General features: G+C 56.1%; 12 protein-coding genes and 1 tRNA gene. 6 read left to right on the forward strand and 7 right to left on the reverse strand.

What is annotated here, in order from left to right; translation table 11 throughout:
• On the forward strand, positions 1-1,131 hold a 1,131-nt coding region (locus WBC85_RS00035), incomplete at its 5' end, for a divergent polysaccharide deacetylase family protein (protein ID WP_424432642.1).
• 3 nt (positions 1,132-1,134) lie between these two features.
• On the opposite strand, the gene WBC85_RS00040 is transcribed toward WBC85_RS00035, so the two are convergent.
• The 7 genes from WBC85_RS00040 to fabI all read right to left on the reverse strand — a co-directional run bounded on the left by WBC85_RS00040 (position 1,135) and on the right by fabI (position 8,708).
• The gene (locus WBC85_RS00040; RefSeq protein WP_424432643.1) at positions 1,135-2,058 is read right to left on the reverse strand and encodes a tetratricopeptide repeat protein; all 924 of its coding nucleotides are present in this window, start codon (positions 2,056-2,058) and stop codon (positions 1,135-1,137) included.
• A 66-nt stretch (positions 2,059-2,124) separates the two neighbouring features.
• Positions 2,125-3,636 carry an anthranilate synthase component I gene (gene trpE / locus WBC85_RS00045; protein WP_424432644.1) on the reverse strand — a complete coding sequence of 504 codons (1,512 nt, stop codon included), beginning with the start codon at positions 3,634-3,636 and terminating at the stop codon, positions 2,125-2,127.
• Positions 3,637-3,648: 12 nt separating this feature from the next.
• Entirely contained in the window at positions 3,649-5,496 is a 1,848-nt protein-coding gene (locus WBC85_RS00050) for a peptidyl-prolyl cis-trans isomerase (protein ID WP_424432645.1), read from the reverse strand.
• Between the two features lie 54 nt (positions 5,497-5,550).
• The gene (locus WBC85_RS00055; protein WP_424432646.1) at positions 5,551-6,750 is read right to left on the reverse strand and encodes an aminotransferase; all 1,200 of its coding nucleotides are present in this window, start codon (positions 6,748-6,750) and stop codon (positions 5,551-5,553) included.
• A 3-nt stretch (positions 6,751-6,753) separates the two neighbouring features.
• The gene (gpt, locus tag WBC85_RS00060; RefSeq protein WP_424432647.1) at positions 6,754-7,272 is read right to left on the reverse strand and encodes a xanthine phosphoribosyltransferase; all 519 of its coding nucleotides are present in this window, start codon (positions 7,270-7,272) and stop codon (positions 6,754-6,756) included.
• A 21-nt stretch (positions 7,273-7,293) separates the two neighbouring features.
• A complete protein-coding gene (locus WBC85_RS00065; RefSeq protein ID WP_424432648.1) occupies positions 7,294-7,896 on the reverse strand; it encodes a LysE family translocator in 603 nt (200 codons plus the stop codon).
• A 5-nt stretch (positions 7,897-7,901) separates the two neighbouring features.
• A complete protein-coding gene (fabI, locus tag WBC85_RS00070; RefSeq protein WP_424432649.1) occupies positions 7,902-8,708 on the reverse strand; it encodes an enoyl-ACP reductase FabI in 807 nt (268 codons plus the stop codon).
• Positions 8,709-8,862: 154 nt separating this feature from the next.
• On the opposite strand from fabI, the gene pdxH reads away from it, so the two are divergent.
• The 5 genes from pdxH (at position 8,863) to WBC85_RS00095 (ending at position 15,022) form a co-directional block, all read left to right on the forward strand.
• Positions 8,863-9,468 (forward strand): pyridoxamine 5'-phosphate oxidase, encoded by a 606-nt coding sequence (gene pdxH, locus WBC85_RS00075; RefSeq protein ID WP_424432650.1) that lies wholly within the window; start codon positions 8,863-8,865, stop codon positions 9,466-9,468.
• 118 nt (positions 9,469-9,586) lie between these two features.
• Positions 9,587-10,108, forward strand: coding sequence for a cold-shock protein (locus tag WBC85_RS00080; RefSeq protein WP_424432651.1), 522 nt, complete (start codon positions 9,587-9,589; stop codon positions 10,106-10,108).
• Positions 10,109-10,131: 23 nt separating this feature from the next.
• Positions 10,132-10,584 carry a DUF192 domain-containing protein gene (locus WBC85_RS00085; RefSeq protein WP_424432652.1) on the forward strand — a complete coding sequence of 151 codons (453 nt, stop codon included), beginning with the start codon at positions 10,132-10,134 and terminating at the stop codon, positions 10,582-10,584.
• A 48-nt stretch (positions 10,585-10,632) separates the two neighbouring features.
• A tRNA-Pro gene (locus tag WBC85_RS00090) sits at positions 10,633-10,709 on the forward strand.
• Between the two features lie 635 nt (positions 10,710-11,344).
• Positions 11,345-15,022, forward strand: a complete 3,678-nt coding sequence (locus WBC85_RS00095; RefSeq protein WP_424432653.1) for a vitamin B12-dependent ribonucleotide reductase — start codon at positions 11,345-11,347, stop codon at positions 15,020-15,022.
• Positions 15,023-15,120: the final 98 nt, after the last annotated feature.

Below are 15,120 nucleotides of genomic sequence, written 5' to 3' on the forward strand. Positions count from 1 at the left end.
ACAGAGCAGGCTGAAACAGAGCAGGCTGAAACAGAGCAAGCCGAAACGCCCAACGTCGATGAAGCCGCCGCCACGCCCGAGGCCGAGGCCCCAGGCGACGCCGCTGATGTTAGTGAAACCATGCCAGAGGAACCAGAGACTGCTGCCGAAGACTCTGAACCAGAGGTGAGCGAGCCAGAGGTGAATGAACCCGAAGTGGCCGAGCAGGCCGAAGTCACCGAGGTCACCGAAGAGCCAATGCCAAGCGACGAAACAGGCGCAACGGATGAATCCGAACCCGAACCAGTTACCGAAGCGTCCGAGCCAAATGTGTCCGAAGACATCATAGCGGCCCTGCCCAAGACCGAAGGAACCGTCGGCGATCTTGCCCCGCAGGTGACGACGAACCGCCTACCGTCCCTTGGCTCCGAGCCGGCAGCGGACGTTGATGCGCCAAGCGCGCTTGCACCGCCGCCCATTGAACGCTTTGCCGCGCCATATACGTTGGAAGACGACAAGCCTTTGATGGCGATTGTCCTTATCGATTCCGGGGACAATTCGCTTGGCGTTGATGCGCTTGAAGCCTTTCCCTATCCTCTGACCTTTGCTGTGGACGTCAGTAATCCCGACGCAGGCGAGCGCATGCAGATGTATCGCGACAAGGGCTTCGAGGTTCTGGCCCTTGTCGACCTGCCGCGCGGTGCGACAGCGGCAGACGTAGAAGTCGCGATGAGCGGATATTTCGCAGCGGTTCCAGAGGCCGTTGGCATCCTGGAAGGCGTCAAGGACGGTGTGCAAACAAGCCGTGAAATGGCGGATCAACTGACCCGGATTATTCAGGAATCGGGTCATGGTATGGTCTTGCAAGCAAGTGGACTGAACACGGCGCGCAAACTGGCAACGCGCGAAGGCATCCCCGCGGCAACGGTGTTTCGCGACTTCGACGGCAATGGTCAATCTGCCAGCGTTATGCGCCGTTTCCTCGATCAAGCAGCCTTTCGCGCGGGGCAGGAGGGCGGCGTCGTCATGATGGGGCGCTTGCAAGCGGAAACGATTTCCGCGCTTCTGATTTGGGGCCTTGCAGATCGGGCCAGCCGGGTTTCCCTGGTTCCTGTCAGCGTGGCTTTGACGCAAAAACCGCCTGCTCAATAACGCCTAACGCGTGCCTAAATCATCGGCAAAGCTGTGCGCACGTGCGCGCATCTCTTCGTCGGGCTGGATGATTTCTTCAAGCGCCGTGCAGTCCTTGGCGAACGCATCGCCCTCTTGCGCATTTGCGTTTTGCATGCCCCAGAAACAGTAGCCAAGCGCCATATCCTTGGAAGCAAAAGGAAAACGCGCTTTTACGATCAGCTCGGCAAGGTTGATTCCGGCCCTCGGATAACCTTGTTCGACACCGCGCAAAAAGAAGCTGAACGCGGTAAGCGGATCAGCATGAACACCGTAGCCCTGCTCGTGCATGACGCCCAAGTCATTGTAGGCACGCGGATAGCCGTGTGCCGCAGCTTCGGTATAAAGCAAGCGCGCACGCGCCCAATTCTCGCTGCGCCCTTGGCCCTTTACATAAGCATGCGCAAGGTTTGCTGTCGCAACCACATCGCCTTTCTCATGGGCCTTTTCGTACCAGTCTGCGGCCGCCACATGATCGGGTGGATCAGCGCGTTCCTGCAATTGTCCTAGGGCTGTCATGGCTGGCGCGTATCCCGCGGCCACTGCTAGACGAAATTCCGTCGTAGCGCGTTTGCGATCCTCGGGGATGTCGCCCGATCCAAAGGCATAAAGCGAGCCCAAGTTGAAACGAGCGCGCACTTCGCCCGCATTTGCTGCCCGCTCGAAATACTCGACCGCCTTTACCGCGTCCTTCTTGACACCGCGCCCGTCGTCATACGCCGCCCCCAGGATGTTAAGCGCCATGCCATTGCCCGCCTCCGCCGCCTCGCGGATCACGCTCAACGCCGCGTCATAATCTCCGTCGATATACGCCAGCCGCGCCGCTGCGACCTCTGCCTCTGTCGGGGCCGCAAGGACGGGTGGCGCGAAGAGAATAGCCGCAATAAGGATTATGGATGAAATGCGCATTGTCGAAACCTCTTTGTAAAATAAAAAAGAGTTTAACGCAGGTTTTCAGTAATCAAAGGAAAAGTCTTAGGCGTTCCCATTGCCCGTGAAACGGCTCGCATCTTCCGCAGCCTTGCGGATCGCGCTGCTTTTGTGGACCGTTTCCATATATTCCGCTTCGGGATCGCTGTCATAGACCACGCCGCCGCCCGCCTGGATGTAGAGCTTTTCATCCTTTACTACGGCTGTGCGCAGCGCGATGCACATGTCCATGTCGCCCCCCGCAGAGAAATATCCGCAGCCGCCACCATAGATGCCGCGCTTTTCCGGTTCCAGCTCGTCGATGATTTCCATCGCGCGCACTTTGGGGGCGCCTGAGACTGTCCCCGCAGGCATCCCTGCAAAGAACGCGCTAAGCGCATCCTGATCGTCTGCCAACTCGCCCACGACGTTGGAAACGATGTGCATCACATGGGAATAGCGTTCGACAATGAATTCCTCCGTCGGGCGCACTGTGCCGATTTTGGAAACCTTGCCCACATCGTTTCGACCCAGATCGAGCAGCATGAGATGTTCGGCAAGTTCCTTTTGATCCGCCAGCAGATCCGCTTCCAGCGCATTATCCTCTTCGGGCGAAGCGCCGCGTTTGCGGGTGCCTGCGATCGGGCGGATTGTGACCTCTTTACCGAACACCCGCACAAGGATCTCGGGCGATGCCCCGACAACCTGAAAGCCGCCGAAGTTGAAATAGAACATGAAGGGCGACGGGTTCGTGCGCCGCAAGGAACGGTAAAGCGCGAAGGGCGGTTGTTTGAACTCTTGGCACCAGCGCTGCGAGGGCACGACCTGAAAGATATCTCCTGCCGCGATATATTCTTTGGCCTTCTCGACCGCTGACTTATACCCCTCGCGGGTGAAATTGCTGACAGGTTCCGGCGCCACTTCAGAGCTACCCAAATCGCGGGTTGCAGCTGGCATGGCACGTTCCAGATCGCGCACGGCATCCATGACGCGTTCCGCGGCTTGCGCATAGGCCGCACGGGCGGATTGACCATCAGAAACCCATGCGGGGGAGACGACAGTTACTTCGCCTTTGACCCCATCAAGGACCGCCACGACTGAGGGGCGCAGCATGATCGCATCGGGCACGCCAAGCACATCAGGGTTCACATCGGGCAGGTGTTCAACATGGCGGATCATGTCATAGCCAAGATAGCCGAACAGGCCTGCGCTGGCTTGGGGCAGGTCATCGGGAAGGTCGATATGGCTTTCTGCGATAAGTGCGCGAAGGGCATCGAGCGGCGCGCGCTCTTGCGTCTCGAACGCGTCGCTGTCGTATCGCGCCATACGGTTGAGCGATGACACCGCCCCTTCGGAACGCCAGATCAGATCAGGCTTCATGCCAATGATCGAATAGCGTCCACGCACTTCGCCGCCCGTCACCGATTCCAGAACAAACGCATCTTTCTGCGCGCCTGTCAGCTTCAGCATAAGCGACACAGGCGTGTCCAGATCAGCGGCGAGCCGCGTATAGACAACCTGGCTTTGCCCGGCTTCATAGGCCTTGGCAAACGTATCGAAAGAGGGGACCAGCGCCATGGGCGTTACCCTTTAGTTAAAGTTGGCATGAACCGCGTTGATCGCGTTCTGATCGATCTGGATGCCAGCGCGCTGCTGGATATCTGTCGCGAAAGCTTGGAACAGGTCCTGTCCGATTGCACTGGAAGCCTGATTGCCAAGACGCGCGCGAAGTGCCTTCACGTCATCGCTATCCTCATCCGCTGGCAACACCTCATCCAAACGAACGATCAAGACATCTGCAACGTCTTCAACGATCACGCTGGTGCCTTGCTCGGCTTTGAAGAGCGCCTGAATGGCCGCTGGCGGCATTGCATCGACAAAGCCTGTACGGGTAAGATCGGTTAGGCTTTCGGCGACCAGCTCAAGATCGGCAAAATCGCTATCTGCGGTGATTTCGGGCAAAAGCGCTTCGGCCTCTGCGCGCAGGGCTGCGCGGGTGGCTTGTGTCGTCCAGCCCGCGGTAACCCGCTCGGTGATTTCATCCATCGGCTGCGGGCGTGGCTCCAGCACTTTGTCCAGACGCATCGCAAAGATGCCGCCATCTTCCAGCACCTTCACTTCCGGGAAGTCGTCTTCGGTGATCGCGCTTGCGGCCTCGCGGAAGGCTTCATAAGCGGCCAAGTCATCCTCTGCCTCGCTAGACCAGTCGATGCTGCCAAGCTCCATATCGGTTTCTTTGGCAAGATCTTCCAGCGTTGCGCCGCCCGCAAGCAGGTCGTCGATGTCGCTGATCTGCGCTTCAACAACGCGGCGGGCCCGATCTGCGGCAAGTTCTTCACGCAATTGATCTTGCGCGTCTTCAAAAGAGGTTTCCTGAGCCGCAAGAATGCCATTGATGCGGAAAAGGGCAGGGCCAAGATCGCTCGCCAGCGGGCCAACGACATCGCCTGTTTCAGCGGCGAAAACGGCATCGCCAGCTGCGCCAAGCTCGTTCTTTGCCAGATCACCAAGGTCGGCATCAGAAAGCGCCAAACCACGCTCTTCAACCAGTGTTTCAAAGGTTGCTCCGCCGGCTTCCAGCTGTGCTTTGGCCGTGCTGGCCTCTTCTTCGGTGCCATAAACCAAACGCTCGACCAGACGGCGCTCTGGCTTGTTGAATTCCGTGATACGCTCGTCGTAGGCGGCTTGCAGGGCCGTTTCATCAATCTCGACGGTATCTGCGATCATGTCGGGCGAAAGCCAAGCATAGGTGATCTGCTTGGTTTCAGGCAGCGTGTAGCTGTCGATGTTTTCATCGTAATAGGCTTTCAGCTCATCCTGCGTCGGGGTGCCAACCGGCTCTGCAAGATCATCGGCGCTCAAGCGCGCGACAGTCGCGTTGCGACGTTCGGCAACGAAGGCGACCAGCGTGTCCGCATAGGTGTCGGACATACTATTGCCGGACAAAATCGCGCCCTGTACCAATGTGCGCGCTGCTTCTTCGCGCAGTCCTTCTTCAAACTCCGCTTCGCCAAGACCGGCGTTCTCAAGTGCAAAGCGATAGCCTTCGCGATCAAACTTGCCATTCAGGCCCTGAAACGCGCTCATCCCCAGGATTTGTTGCTGAAGCTGTTCGTCGCCAACGGACAGGCCAAGCTGGGCTGTTTCATGATCGAGCGCACGGGTTGTTACAACGCGCGCCAGTGCTTGCTGATCGACACCAAGCGCTTGAGCCGTGGAGAAGGGAACGTTTTGTCCTGCTTGCGCAGAGATCGCGCGCAGGTCTTCTTGTAGCGTGCGTGCGTAAAGATCGACCGATATGGATTTGTCGCCAACTGCTCCCACGTTACGGATGTTGCCGCCAAGATTAGTTGCGCCGAAGCCGGCAAGCCCAAGGATCAGCAACGCTAGCAAAATCCAGATTAGGGTCTTTGAAATCGTATTTTTGCCTGCGGCCATGATGCGCCCAACCTTTTTGATAGTGTCGCCGCTTGGATCGGCGTTTGCCGAGGTTTACTTGCCCGCGACAGAGGGGGCAAGCGAGAAGCGCAGTTGCGCAAACCGCTCGAACAGCTCTGATATGCCTGCGGCGTCGATATTGGCGAAGGCAACGCGTATCTGGCGTGACCCGTCTGGATCATCAAGGGGCATGAACATCGTACCGGGCAGGGCAAGCACGCCCGCTTCTTTTACCAAGGCCGGCGCAAGTTCGTTTGAGGGCATTGCAAAGGGATGTTCGAGATAGGCGAAATAGGCACCACAGCCTTTAAGGGTCCATCCCAGCGCAGTTAGTTTGGGCATCTCTGCCTCGATCGCTGCGCGCCGCGCGAGGATTTCAAGCCGCTCGCCCGCCAGCCATTCGCGCAGGTTCTGCAAGCCCCAAAGCGCGGAATACTGGCCAAGCTGGCTAGGGCAGATGGTGACCGTGTCGAGGAATTTTTCAGCCTCGGCAAGCAATCCAGGCGAGGTGATGATCGCGCCCACCCGGTGACCCGTCAGCCGAAACGCCTTGGAGAACGAATAAAGATGTACAAGCGTGTCCAGCCAGCCGTCCTGCTGGAAAAGCGCATGCGGCGCGCCGGACTGGCTATGAAAATCGCGATAGGTTTCATCGACGATCAACTTGATCCCTGTTTCCTGCGCGAGCTTGAAAAAGGCGAGCACCAGTTCGGCGGGGTATTCGACGCCAGCCGGATTATTCGGTGTGACCAGTGCAATCGCGCGTGTGCGCGGCGTGATGAGCGCACGCGCTTTGTCAGGATCGGGCAGCAACGCGGCATCTGTCGGCAGTGCTTTGGCAATGACGCCAGCCATATCAAGCCACATTTTGTGATTGAAATACCAAGGTGTTGGCACAAGCACCTCATCGCCCGCTTCGGCAATAGCACTGATCGTTGCGGCGAAGGCCTGGTTGCAGCCGGATGTGATCGCGACGCAATCGGCGGCTATCGTTCCGCCATATGCCGCGCTCCATTGTTCGGCGACTTCTGCGCGCAGGGGCGGCAGGCCAAGCACGGGACCATAAAGATGGGCTTGCGGTTCATTCACCACCAGCTCAGCCATTGCACGGCGCAAAGGTTCTGGCGGGGGATCAACAGGGGCCGCTTGGCTGACGTTAATCAAGGGGCGATCTTCTGGAAAGCTGACACCGTCCAGCCAGCGCCGTGCCTCCATTACGGGGGGCGAGAACGTGTGCCGCGTCGCAGATGTCATGGCTTAATCGGTGCCGCGATAGGGTTCGACGTATTGAAGCGCCATATCCCAAGGGAAGAAGATCCATGTGTCCTGGCTGACACCTGTAATGAACGTATCTGTCTGCGCTTCGCCCTCTGGTTTCGCATAAACGCAGGCGAAATGCGCCTTTGGATAGTGCTTGCGCACCAGCTCAAGCGTTTTGCCGCTATCGACCAGATCATCCACGACAAGGATGCCTGTGCCATCGCCCATCATCTCTGCGTCAGGTGCCTTTAGAATCTGGGCTTCGCGGCGTTGATCCGCTTTACCGCCGCCAGAATGGTAGGATTTGACCGATACGGTATCCACGGTGCGGATATCCAGCTCGCGCGCGACAATCATCGCGGGGGCCATGCCACCACGAGTAATCGCGACGACAGCTTTCCATTCGCCATTGTCAGGCCCCTTGCCGTCAAGGCGCCATGCAAGCGCGCGCGAGTCGCGGTGCAGCTGATCCCAGCTGACGTGAAAACCTTTTTCATGGGGCAAACGTTCGGTCATCGTGGCTCTCCGATAGAGTGGTTAGCGGCTAAGCAGCAGGCGTAGACCTAAAAGGCCCAAAACCGAAGCTGCAATGCGATCAAATATTGGTTTGGCGCGCAGATACCCTGCGCTGACGTGTTTTGTCGAGAAGGCGAACACAAAAGCAGAGCCGACAATCAGTTCCACAGCCAGATGATTGGCAACGATCAGGGCTTTATCAGCCCACCCGAGGCTTTGCGGGAAAATCACCATAATGACAGCGCCGGCAAACAGAACCGATTTCGGATTGCTCATATTCACCAATACGCCGCCAAGAAAGGCGCGGGCAGGGGGCGTCGGCGCGTCGCCCAAAGGCGCCTTTGCGTGAACCCATGTTTGATAGGCAATCCAGATCAGGTAAAGCGCGCCAACGGTTTTAAGAACGGCAAATGTCCAAGGGAAAAGCGCAAAAACCAGATCCAGCCCCATAAAGGCCAGTGCGGTCCATGTGGCAGCCATGAAAGAAAGGCCCCAAACCGTATAAAGGCCGATCATCCGCCCGCTCGCCAGTGTCGTACGGATGAAAAACAACATCGCAGGACCGGGACTGGCGATTGCCGCCAGCAAGGTCAGGTTAAAAGCGATGATATGGGCCCATTCCATAGGCGTTAGTCTTTGGACATATCGGGCGCATCGACCGCTTTCATGCCGACAACATGATAGCCCGCATCGACATGATGGGTTTCACCGGTAACGCCAGAGCCCAGATCGCTCAGCAGATAGAGTGCCGATTTGCCGACATCGTCGATTGTCACATTGCGGCGCAGCGGGCTGTTATATTCATTCCACTTCATGATGTAGCGGAAATCGCCAATGCCTGAAGCTGCCAGCGTCTTGATCGGGCCAGCGCTGATTGCGTTGACGCGAATACCGTCTTTGCCAAGGTCTTCGGCAAGATAACGCACCGATGCTTCCAAAGCAGCCTTTGCGACGCCCATGACGTTATAATGGGGCATGATACGCTCGGCACCGTAGTAGGTCATCGTGATCGCACTACCGCCATCCGTCATAAGCTTTTCTGCGCGCTGCATAATAGCGGTGAACGAGTAGACCGAAATATCCATCGTCAGATTGAAATTGCCGCGCGACGTATCGACATAGCGACCGCGCAGCTCGTTTTTGTCGGAAAAGCCGATTGCATGGACGACAAAATCCAGCTTGCCCCAACGCTTTTCGATTTCTGCGAACAACGCATCCATCGATTCTTCGCTGCCCACATCGCAGGGGAACACAAAGTCGCTACCAAGTTGGGCCGCCAATGGATCAACGCGCTTTTTCAAGGCGTCCCCTTGGTAGGAAAACGCAAGCTCTGCACCTGCGTCAGCACAGGCTCTTGCGATGCCCCATGCGATAGATTTGTCGTTGGCTAAGCCCATGATCAGGCCGCGTTTTCCGGCCATTAGTGTATTGGACATTTGTAAGGCTCCAGTTTGAGGCGTTGAATTGTCTTTAGGGCAATGACCCGAGGGCATCAAGCAAATGAACTTGGGGTCACCCTTGTTTGCCTTAAAAACTTGACTTATGGGCAAAGAGAAGGCCAAAAAACAAAGGCTAGGAGAATGCACAGCCATGTCTGATCGAAGCGGAATTTTCGCAGGTGATGATCCTTTTGAACTTGCTCGCACATGGCTGGCAGAAGCCGAGCAAAGCGAGATCAATGATCCCAATGCGATTGCCCTTTCGACGGTTGATAAAGACGGGCTGCCCAACGCGCGCATGGTTCTTTTGAAGGACATCGAAGACGCGGCATTCGTTTTTTATACCAATTATGAAAGCGCAAAAGCGGGCGAGATCGATCAAGCTGGCAAAGCGGCTTTTGTGATGCATTGGAAGTCTTTACGCCGGCAAATTCGCGTGCGTGGGATCGTAAGCAAAGAAGACGGGCCGCTGGCTGATGACTATTATCAGTCGCGTTCGCTCAAAAGCCGGTTAGGTGCTTGGGCCAGCCGACAGTCCCAACCATTGAGCGGGCGCGCGGCACTGGTCGCTGAGGTTGCAAAAATTACAGCAGTCAAGGGAACCAACCCCAAGCGACCGCCATTTTGGGGTGGGTATCGTATTACCCCAGTTGAAATCGAATTCTGGGCGGATGGACCGTTCAGATTGCACGACCGCTTCGTTTGGAGGCGCAAGGAAATTGGTACGACGTGGGAAATTTCCCGCCTTAATCCATGATTTTCACGTGACGTGAGATTTTAAGTTTTTGTTAGTAAACGTTTTTAACCACTTGCTAAACTAGGGTGATTTGCATCACATGTCCCTCGGGATGAGGCCTATACAAAGAGGCATGATAATGACTTGTGAAGAGGCGACGCGTGTCATGCGCGGAGTTGTCAAATGGTTCGACCCGGCGAAAGGCTTTGGCTTTGTCGTTGCGGACGAGGGCGGCGCAGATATTCTTCTGCACGCGAATGTTTTGCGCAATTACGGGCAAAACTCTGTAGCTGATGGCGCAGTGGTTGAAATTATTACGCAAGAAACCGACCGCGGCGTTCAAGCGATCGAAGTGCTAAACATCGAGCCACCGGTTGGCGAGGACCGTCCGGTCCTGCCTGATCTGGAAGAGCTTGATGTCGCAGATCTGGAAAAGATCGAACTCAAGCCCGCACGGGTGAAATGGTTCGACAAGGGAAAAGGCTTCGGTTTTGCCAACGTATTCGGATCCGATGCCGACGTGTTTTTGCACGTAGAAGTCCTGCGCCGCTCCGGTCTTGCCGATCTGGTGCCGGGTGAAGCATTGGCGATCCGGGTGATAGATGGTAAACGCGGCCTCATGGCAATTGAGGTGAACGCGTGGGAAGCCACTCTGCATTAAACCGGTTTAAATTTGCATGTACTGTGATTCTCCTTGGCATCGTGCCAACGGGGATGTTTGCGCAGCCCTGTTCCGATGGGAATGTGCTCGTCAAAGGTAGCTTTGGTGAGGCGCGCTTTACTGTCGAACTTGCCGATGAACCTGCCGAGCGAAGTCAGGGCCTTATGCACCGTGAAGTCATGGCAGCTTCTGCAGGCATGCTTTTTGTTTTCGAGAAGCCCCAGCCAGTCGCGTTCTGGATGAAAAACACGTTGATTCCCCTCGATATGGTTTTTGCTGATCGCACAGGTAAAATTCTTCGTATTCACGAAAATGCAATTCCCCATGACGAAACACCAATCCCGGGCGGTGACGCGGTATATGCGGTGCTTGAAATCAATGCAGGTCTTACCGAAAAGTTCGGTTTTCGGGTCGGGGATGCGCTCCAGCATCCTGCCTTTTCTGGCGGTCCGGCAATTATCAAGTGCGTGCCGTGATTTTTGGGCTTTTCATCCCCGAGGGACATCGCTAAACAGCGCCTCAGTCGGGGCGTAGCGCAGCCTGGTAGCGCGACGGTTTTGGGTACCGTAGGTCGCAAGTTCGAATCTTGCCGTCCCGACCACTTCACCAAATATCTTGAATACAGTCATGAACAGATCCCCTTTGCGGGCACCGTTCCGCTGCCGTTCGGAAATACAATATCTAGGTGCAGCGCGGCGGTGGATCACAATCAGTAGCCGCTTTGGGTTGAAATTAACGGATTTCTCGCGCTTGTATTGCGTTCGTGCAACAAGCCCTGCTTGAAATATTTTTAACCAAACATTCAAAAAACCATTAACCTGTGATTAAGGATTCTTCACGCGCTTGCTGAGCCGTTTTGTCTAAGTCTGCCGCAAATATAGGTTTTTACCATTTCACCGAAAATATGTGTTCTTGATTAACTTTTTGCCTGAATCACTTCGTCTCGTACCGCCGCAAAACCGTGCTTCAGGTCAACGGCAAAAACTTCACAAATTTGTAATAAATCCGTTGACCAAACGCAGGCAAATACGTCAGATTGTGGCTACGGGGCAGGTAAGCCACAATATATAGTGGCGAAAGTTCTTAAAGTTTTGATTTGCTGCGGGCGACCCTTGGTCGCCGCTAGTGCCGCGCCATAATGTATTTGGCGCGTACGCAAGAACTTTGGCCGATCCCGTAATGAGGCGCGCAGGCGCAGGTAACAAATTGATGTGAGTAAACGGGAAGGCTCAGACCATGAAGATTAGCAGACATTTCACGAAGTCAGGCGAAGATGCGTATCAGGAGCTTGATTTTGTCACGACCGTTTCCGAGATTCGTAATCCCGATGGCTCTGTTGTCTTCAAGCTGGACAATGTCGAAGTCCCAAGCAGCTGGTCACAAGTCGCATCCGACGTGATCGCGCAAAAGTACTTCCGCAAAGCAGGCGTTCCCAACAAGACCACCAAGGTCAAAGAAAAAGACATTCCCGAATTCCTTTGGCGCTCTGTGCCGGCCAAAGACAACGACGGCTTTACCGGCGAAACGTCGTCCAAGCAGGTCTTTGACCGTCTTGCAGGTGCGTGGGCCTATTGGGGCTGGAAGGGTGGCTATTTCACGACCGAAGCCGACGCCAAAACCTACTATGACGAAATGCGCTTTATGCTGGCGACCCAGCGCGCCGCGCCGAATTCTCCGCAGTGGTTTAACACAGGTCTGCACTGGGCCTATGGCATCGACGGTCCGGCGCAAGGTCACTACTATGTGGACTACCAGACCAAAGAGTTGACCAAGTCCAAATCCTCTTATGAGCACCCGCAGCCGCACGCCTGCTTCATTCAATCCGTTTCTGACGACCTGGTAGGCGACGGCGGCATCATGGACCTTTGGGTGCGTGAAGCGCGTTTGTTCAAGTACGGCTCTGGAACGGGCACTAACTTCTCCTCACTTCGCGCCGACGGCGAGCAGCTCTCGGGCGGGGGCAAGTCTTCCGGCCTGATGGGTTTCCTCAAGATCGGCGACCGCGCAGCAGGGGCGATCAAGTCTGGCGGGACAACACGGCGCGCCGCGAAGATGGTAATCTGCGATGCGGATCACCCTGACATTCAGGAATTCATCAACTGGAAGGTAAAGGAAGAGCAGAAAGTTGCCTCTATCGTTGCCGGTTCCAAGATGCACGAACAGCACCTTAACGAGATTTTCAAAGCGATCCGCGCTTGGGATGGCTCGTCCGAAGATAGTGTTGATCCAAAGAAAAACCCGCAGCTGAAAGACGCCATCCGCGGTGCCAAGAAAACAGCGATCCCCGAAACCTATGTGAAGCGCGTTCTGGATTATGCCAAGCAGGGCTATTCCAGCATCGAGTTTCCCACATATGACACAGATTGGGATTCTGAGGCCTACGCGTCCGTTTCAGGCCAGAACTCCAACAACTCTGTCCGCGTCACAGATGCGTTCCTGAAGGCCGTCGAAAACGATAGCGATTGGGAACTCCTGCGCCGCACGGATGGCTCTGTCGCCAAGACGATCAAAGCGCGCGATTTGTGGGAAGACATCGGTCACGCCGCATGGGCCTGCGCCGATCCGGGCATTCAATACCACGATACGGTCAACGCATGGCACACATGCCCCGAGGACGGCGAAATTCGTGGCTCCAACCCGTGCTCCGAATACATGTTCCTTGATGATACGGCATGTAACCTTGCCTCGATGAACCTGTTGAAGTTCTACAGCGATGGCAAATTCCAAGCACAAGAGTACACCCACGCCACGCGTCTTTGGACCGTGACACTGGAAATCTCTGTGATGATGGCGCAGTTCCCGTCCAAGGAAATCGCGCAGCGTTCTTATGACTTCCGCACATTGGGTCTTGGCTATGCCAACATCGGTGGTTTGCTGATGAACATGGGTCACTCTTATGACAGCGACGAAGGCCGCGCGCTTTGCGGTGCTTTGACGGCTGTTATGACCGGCGTGTCCTACGCAACATCCGCTGAAATGGCGGGTGAACTGGGTGCCTTCCCGGGCCACGCGAAAAACGCAGATCACATGCTGCGCGTCATCCGCAACCACCGCAACGCGGCTTACGGAGCAACCGAAGGCTACGATAATCTTGAGATCAAGCCGGTTGCGCTTGATCTGGTGAACTGCCCGGATGCGGATCTGACCAAACTGGCGATGACCGCTTGGGATGATGCATTAGCCTTGGGTGAAAAGCACGGCTACCGCAACGCGCAGGTTTCTGTAATCGCACCAACAGGCACTATTGGCCTTGTCATGGATTGCGACACCACAGGGATCGAGCCTGACTTCGCGCTAGTTAAGTTCAAAAAGCTCGCAGGTGGTGGTTATTTCAAAATCATCAACCAGTCGGTTCCTACCGCGCTAGAAAATCTCGGTTACGGCTCTGCCCAGATCGAAGAGATCGTTTCGCACGCCGTTGGTCACGCCTCGCTTGGCAACGCGCCCGGCATCAACCCGACCTCCCTTATCGGACACGGCTTTGGCGCGAACGAGCTGGCCAAGATCGACAATGCGCTTGCGTCTGCCTTCGACATTCGTTTCGTGTTCAACCAATGGACACTGGGCGAAGAGTTCTGCACAGGCATCCTGGGCATCCCTGCGGCCAAGCTGAACGATCCGACTTTCGATCTGCTGAGCCACCTTGGCTATTCCAAAGCGGACATCGACGCGGCGAACGATCACGTCTGCGGAACCATGACGCTGGAAGGCGCGCCGCACCTTAAGGACAAGCACCTCAGCATCTTTGATTGCGCCAACCCATGCGGCAAGAAGGGCAAGCGTTTCTTGTCTGTCGACAGCCACATCTACATGATGGCAGCGGCGCAGTCCTTCATCTCTGGCGCGATCTCCAAAACGATCAACATGCCGAATGATGCAACGATTGAGGACTGCCAGAAAGCCTATGAGCTAAGCTGGTCCCTCGGCGTCAAAGCGAACGCTCTGTATCGTGACGGCTCCAAGCTTAGCCAGCCTCTCGCGGCGGCCCTGGTTGAAGATGACGACGAGGCGGCAGAAATCCTCGAAAGCGGCAATATCACCGAAAAAGCAGCGGTTCTTGCTGAGAAGATCATCGAAAAGGTGATCGTCAAAGAGATCGTCAAATCGCACCGTGAAAAAATGCCCGAGCGCCGCAAGGGCTATACGCAAAAGGCGGTTGTTGGTGGCCATAAGGTTTACCTGCGCACCGGTGAATATGAAGACGGCCAGCTTGGCGAGATTTTCATCGACATGCACAAGGAAGGCGCGGGTTTCCGCGCGATGATGAACAACTTCGCCATCGCGGTGTCCGTCGGTCTTCAGTACGGCGTGCCGCTGGAAGAGTTCGTTGACGCCTTCACGTTTACGAAGTTCGAGCCAGCAGGCATGGTTCAGGGCAACGACAGCATCAAGAATGCCACGTCGATCCTTGATTATATCTTCCGCGAGCTGGCGGTATCCTATCTGGACCGTACCGATCTTGCGCACGTCAAACCGGCAGGCGCATCGTTTGATGATCTGGGCCGCGGCACGGAAGAGGGCGTGAGCAACATCTCGGAGCCGAGCAGCAAAGCTGCGAATAATTCGCTCGAAGTGTTGAGGCAGATCAGCTCGACAGGCTACCTGCGCAAGCGTTTGCCACAGGAATTGATTGTCCTTCAGGGCGGTCAGGCAGGCGCAGTCGCATTGAGCGGAACAGCTGATCCCTTTGCGGCATTGCAAGCCTTGGTGCCCGAGATCGGCGGCGGGGTTGCTGTGGCAGCCACGAGCAGCGCAGCAATTGCAAGCGGAACCACCTCTATGGATGCGCGCGTCAAAGCGAAGATGCAGGGCTATGAAGGTGAAGCCTGCGGCGAGTGTGGCAACTATACCCTCGTGCGCAACGGAACCTGCATGAAGTGCAATACCTGCGGCGGTACGTCCGGGTGTAGCTAAGTAATTTTGACCGAGCGTCCCATGGGGCGCTCGGTTTGTAACAACGGGTGGCCCTAAAGGGTGATCCATTGTCACGAGGACAGTGCGCTGTCCTCTGA

Source organism: Planktotalea sp., from assembly GCF_049680325.1.
Taxonomy (GTDB): Bacteria; Pseudomonadota; Alphaproteobacteria; order Rhodobacterales; family Rhodobacteraceae; genus Planktotalea.

What these genes read in the sequence shown, in the direction of transcription:
- WBC85_RS00040 (WP_424432643.1), bottom strand. Translation starts at nt 2,058, where the DNA reads ATGCGCATTTCATCCATAATCCTTATTGCGGCTATTCTCTTCGCGCCA.
- trpE (WP_424432644.1), bottom strand. Translation starts at nt 3,636, where the DNA reads ATGGCGCTGGTCCCCTCTTTCGATACGTTTGCCAAGGCCTATGAAGCC.
- WBC85_RS00050 (WP_424432645.1), bottom strand. Translation starts at nt 5,496, where the DNA reads ATGGCCGCAGGCAAAAATACGATTTCAAAGACCCTAATCTGGATTTTG.
- WBC85_RS00055 (WP_424432646.1), bottom strand. Translation starts at nt 6,750, where the DNA reads ATGACATCTGCGACGCGGCACACGTTCTCGCCCCCCGTAATGGAGGCA.
- gpt (WP_424432647.1), bottom strand. Translation starts at nt 7,272, where the DNA reads ATGACCGAACGTTTGCCCCATGAAAAAGGTTTTCACGTCAGCTGGGAT.
- WBC85_RS00065 (WP_424432648.1), bottom strand. Translation starts at nt 7,896, where the DNA reads ATGGAATGGGCCCATATCATCGCTTTTAACCTGACCTTGCTGGCGGCA.
- fabI (WP_424432649.1), bottom strand. Translation starts at nt 8,708, where the DNA reads ATGTCCAATACACTAATGGCCGGAAAACGCGGCCTGATCATGGGCTTA.
- pdxH (WP_424432650.1), top strand. Translation starts at nt 8,863, where the DNA reads ATGTCTGATCGAAGCGGAATTTTCGCAGGTGATGATCCTTTTGAACTT.
- WBC85_RS00080 (WP_424432651.1), top strand. Translation starts at nt 9,587, where the DNA reads ATGACTTGTGAAGAGGCGACGCGTGTCATGCGCGGAGTTGTCAAATGG.
- WBC85_RS00095 (WP_424432653.1), top strand. Translation starts at nt 11,345, where the DNA reads ATGAAGATTAGCAGACATTTCACGAAGTCAGGCGAAGATGCGTATCAG.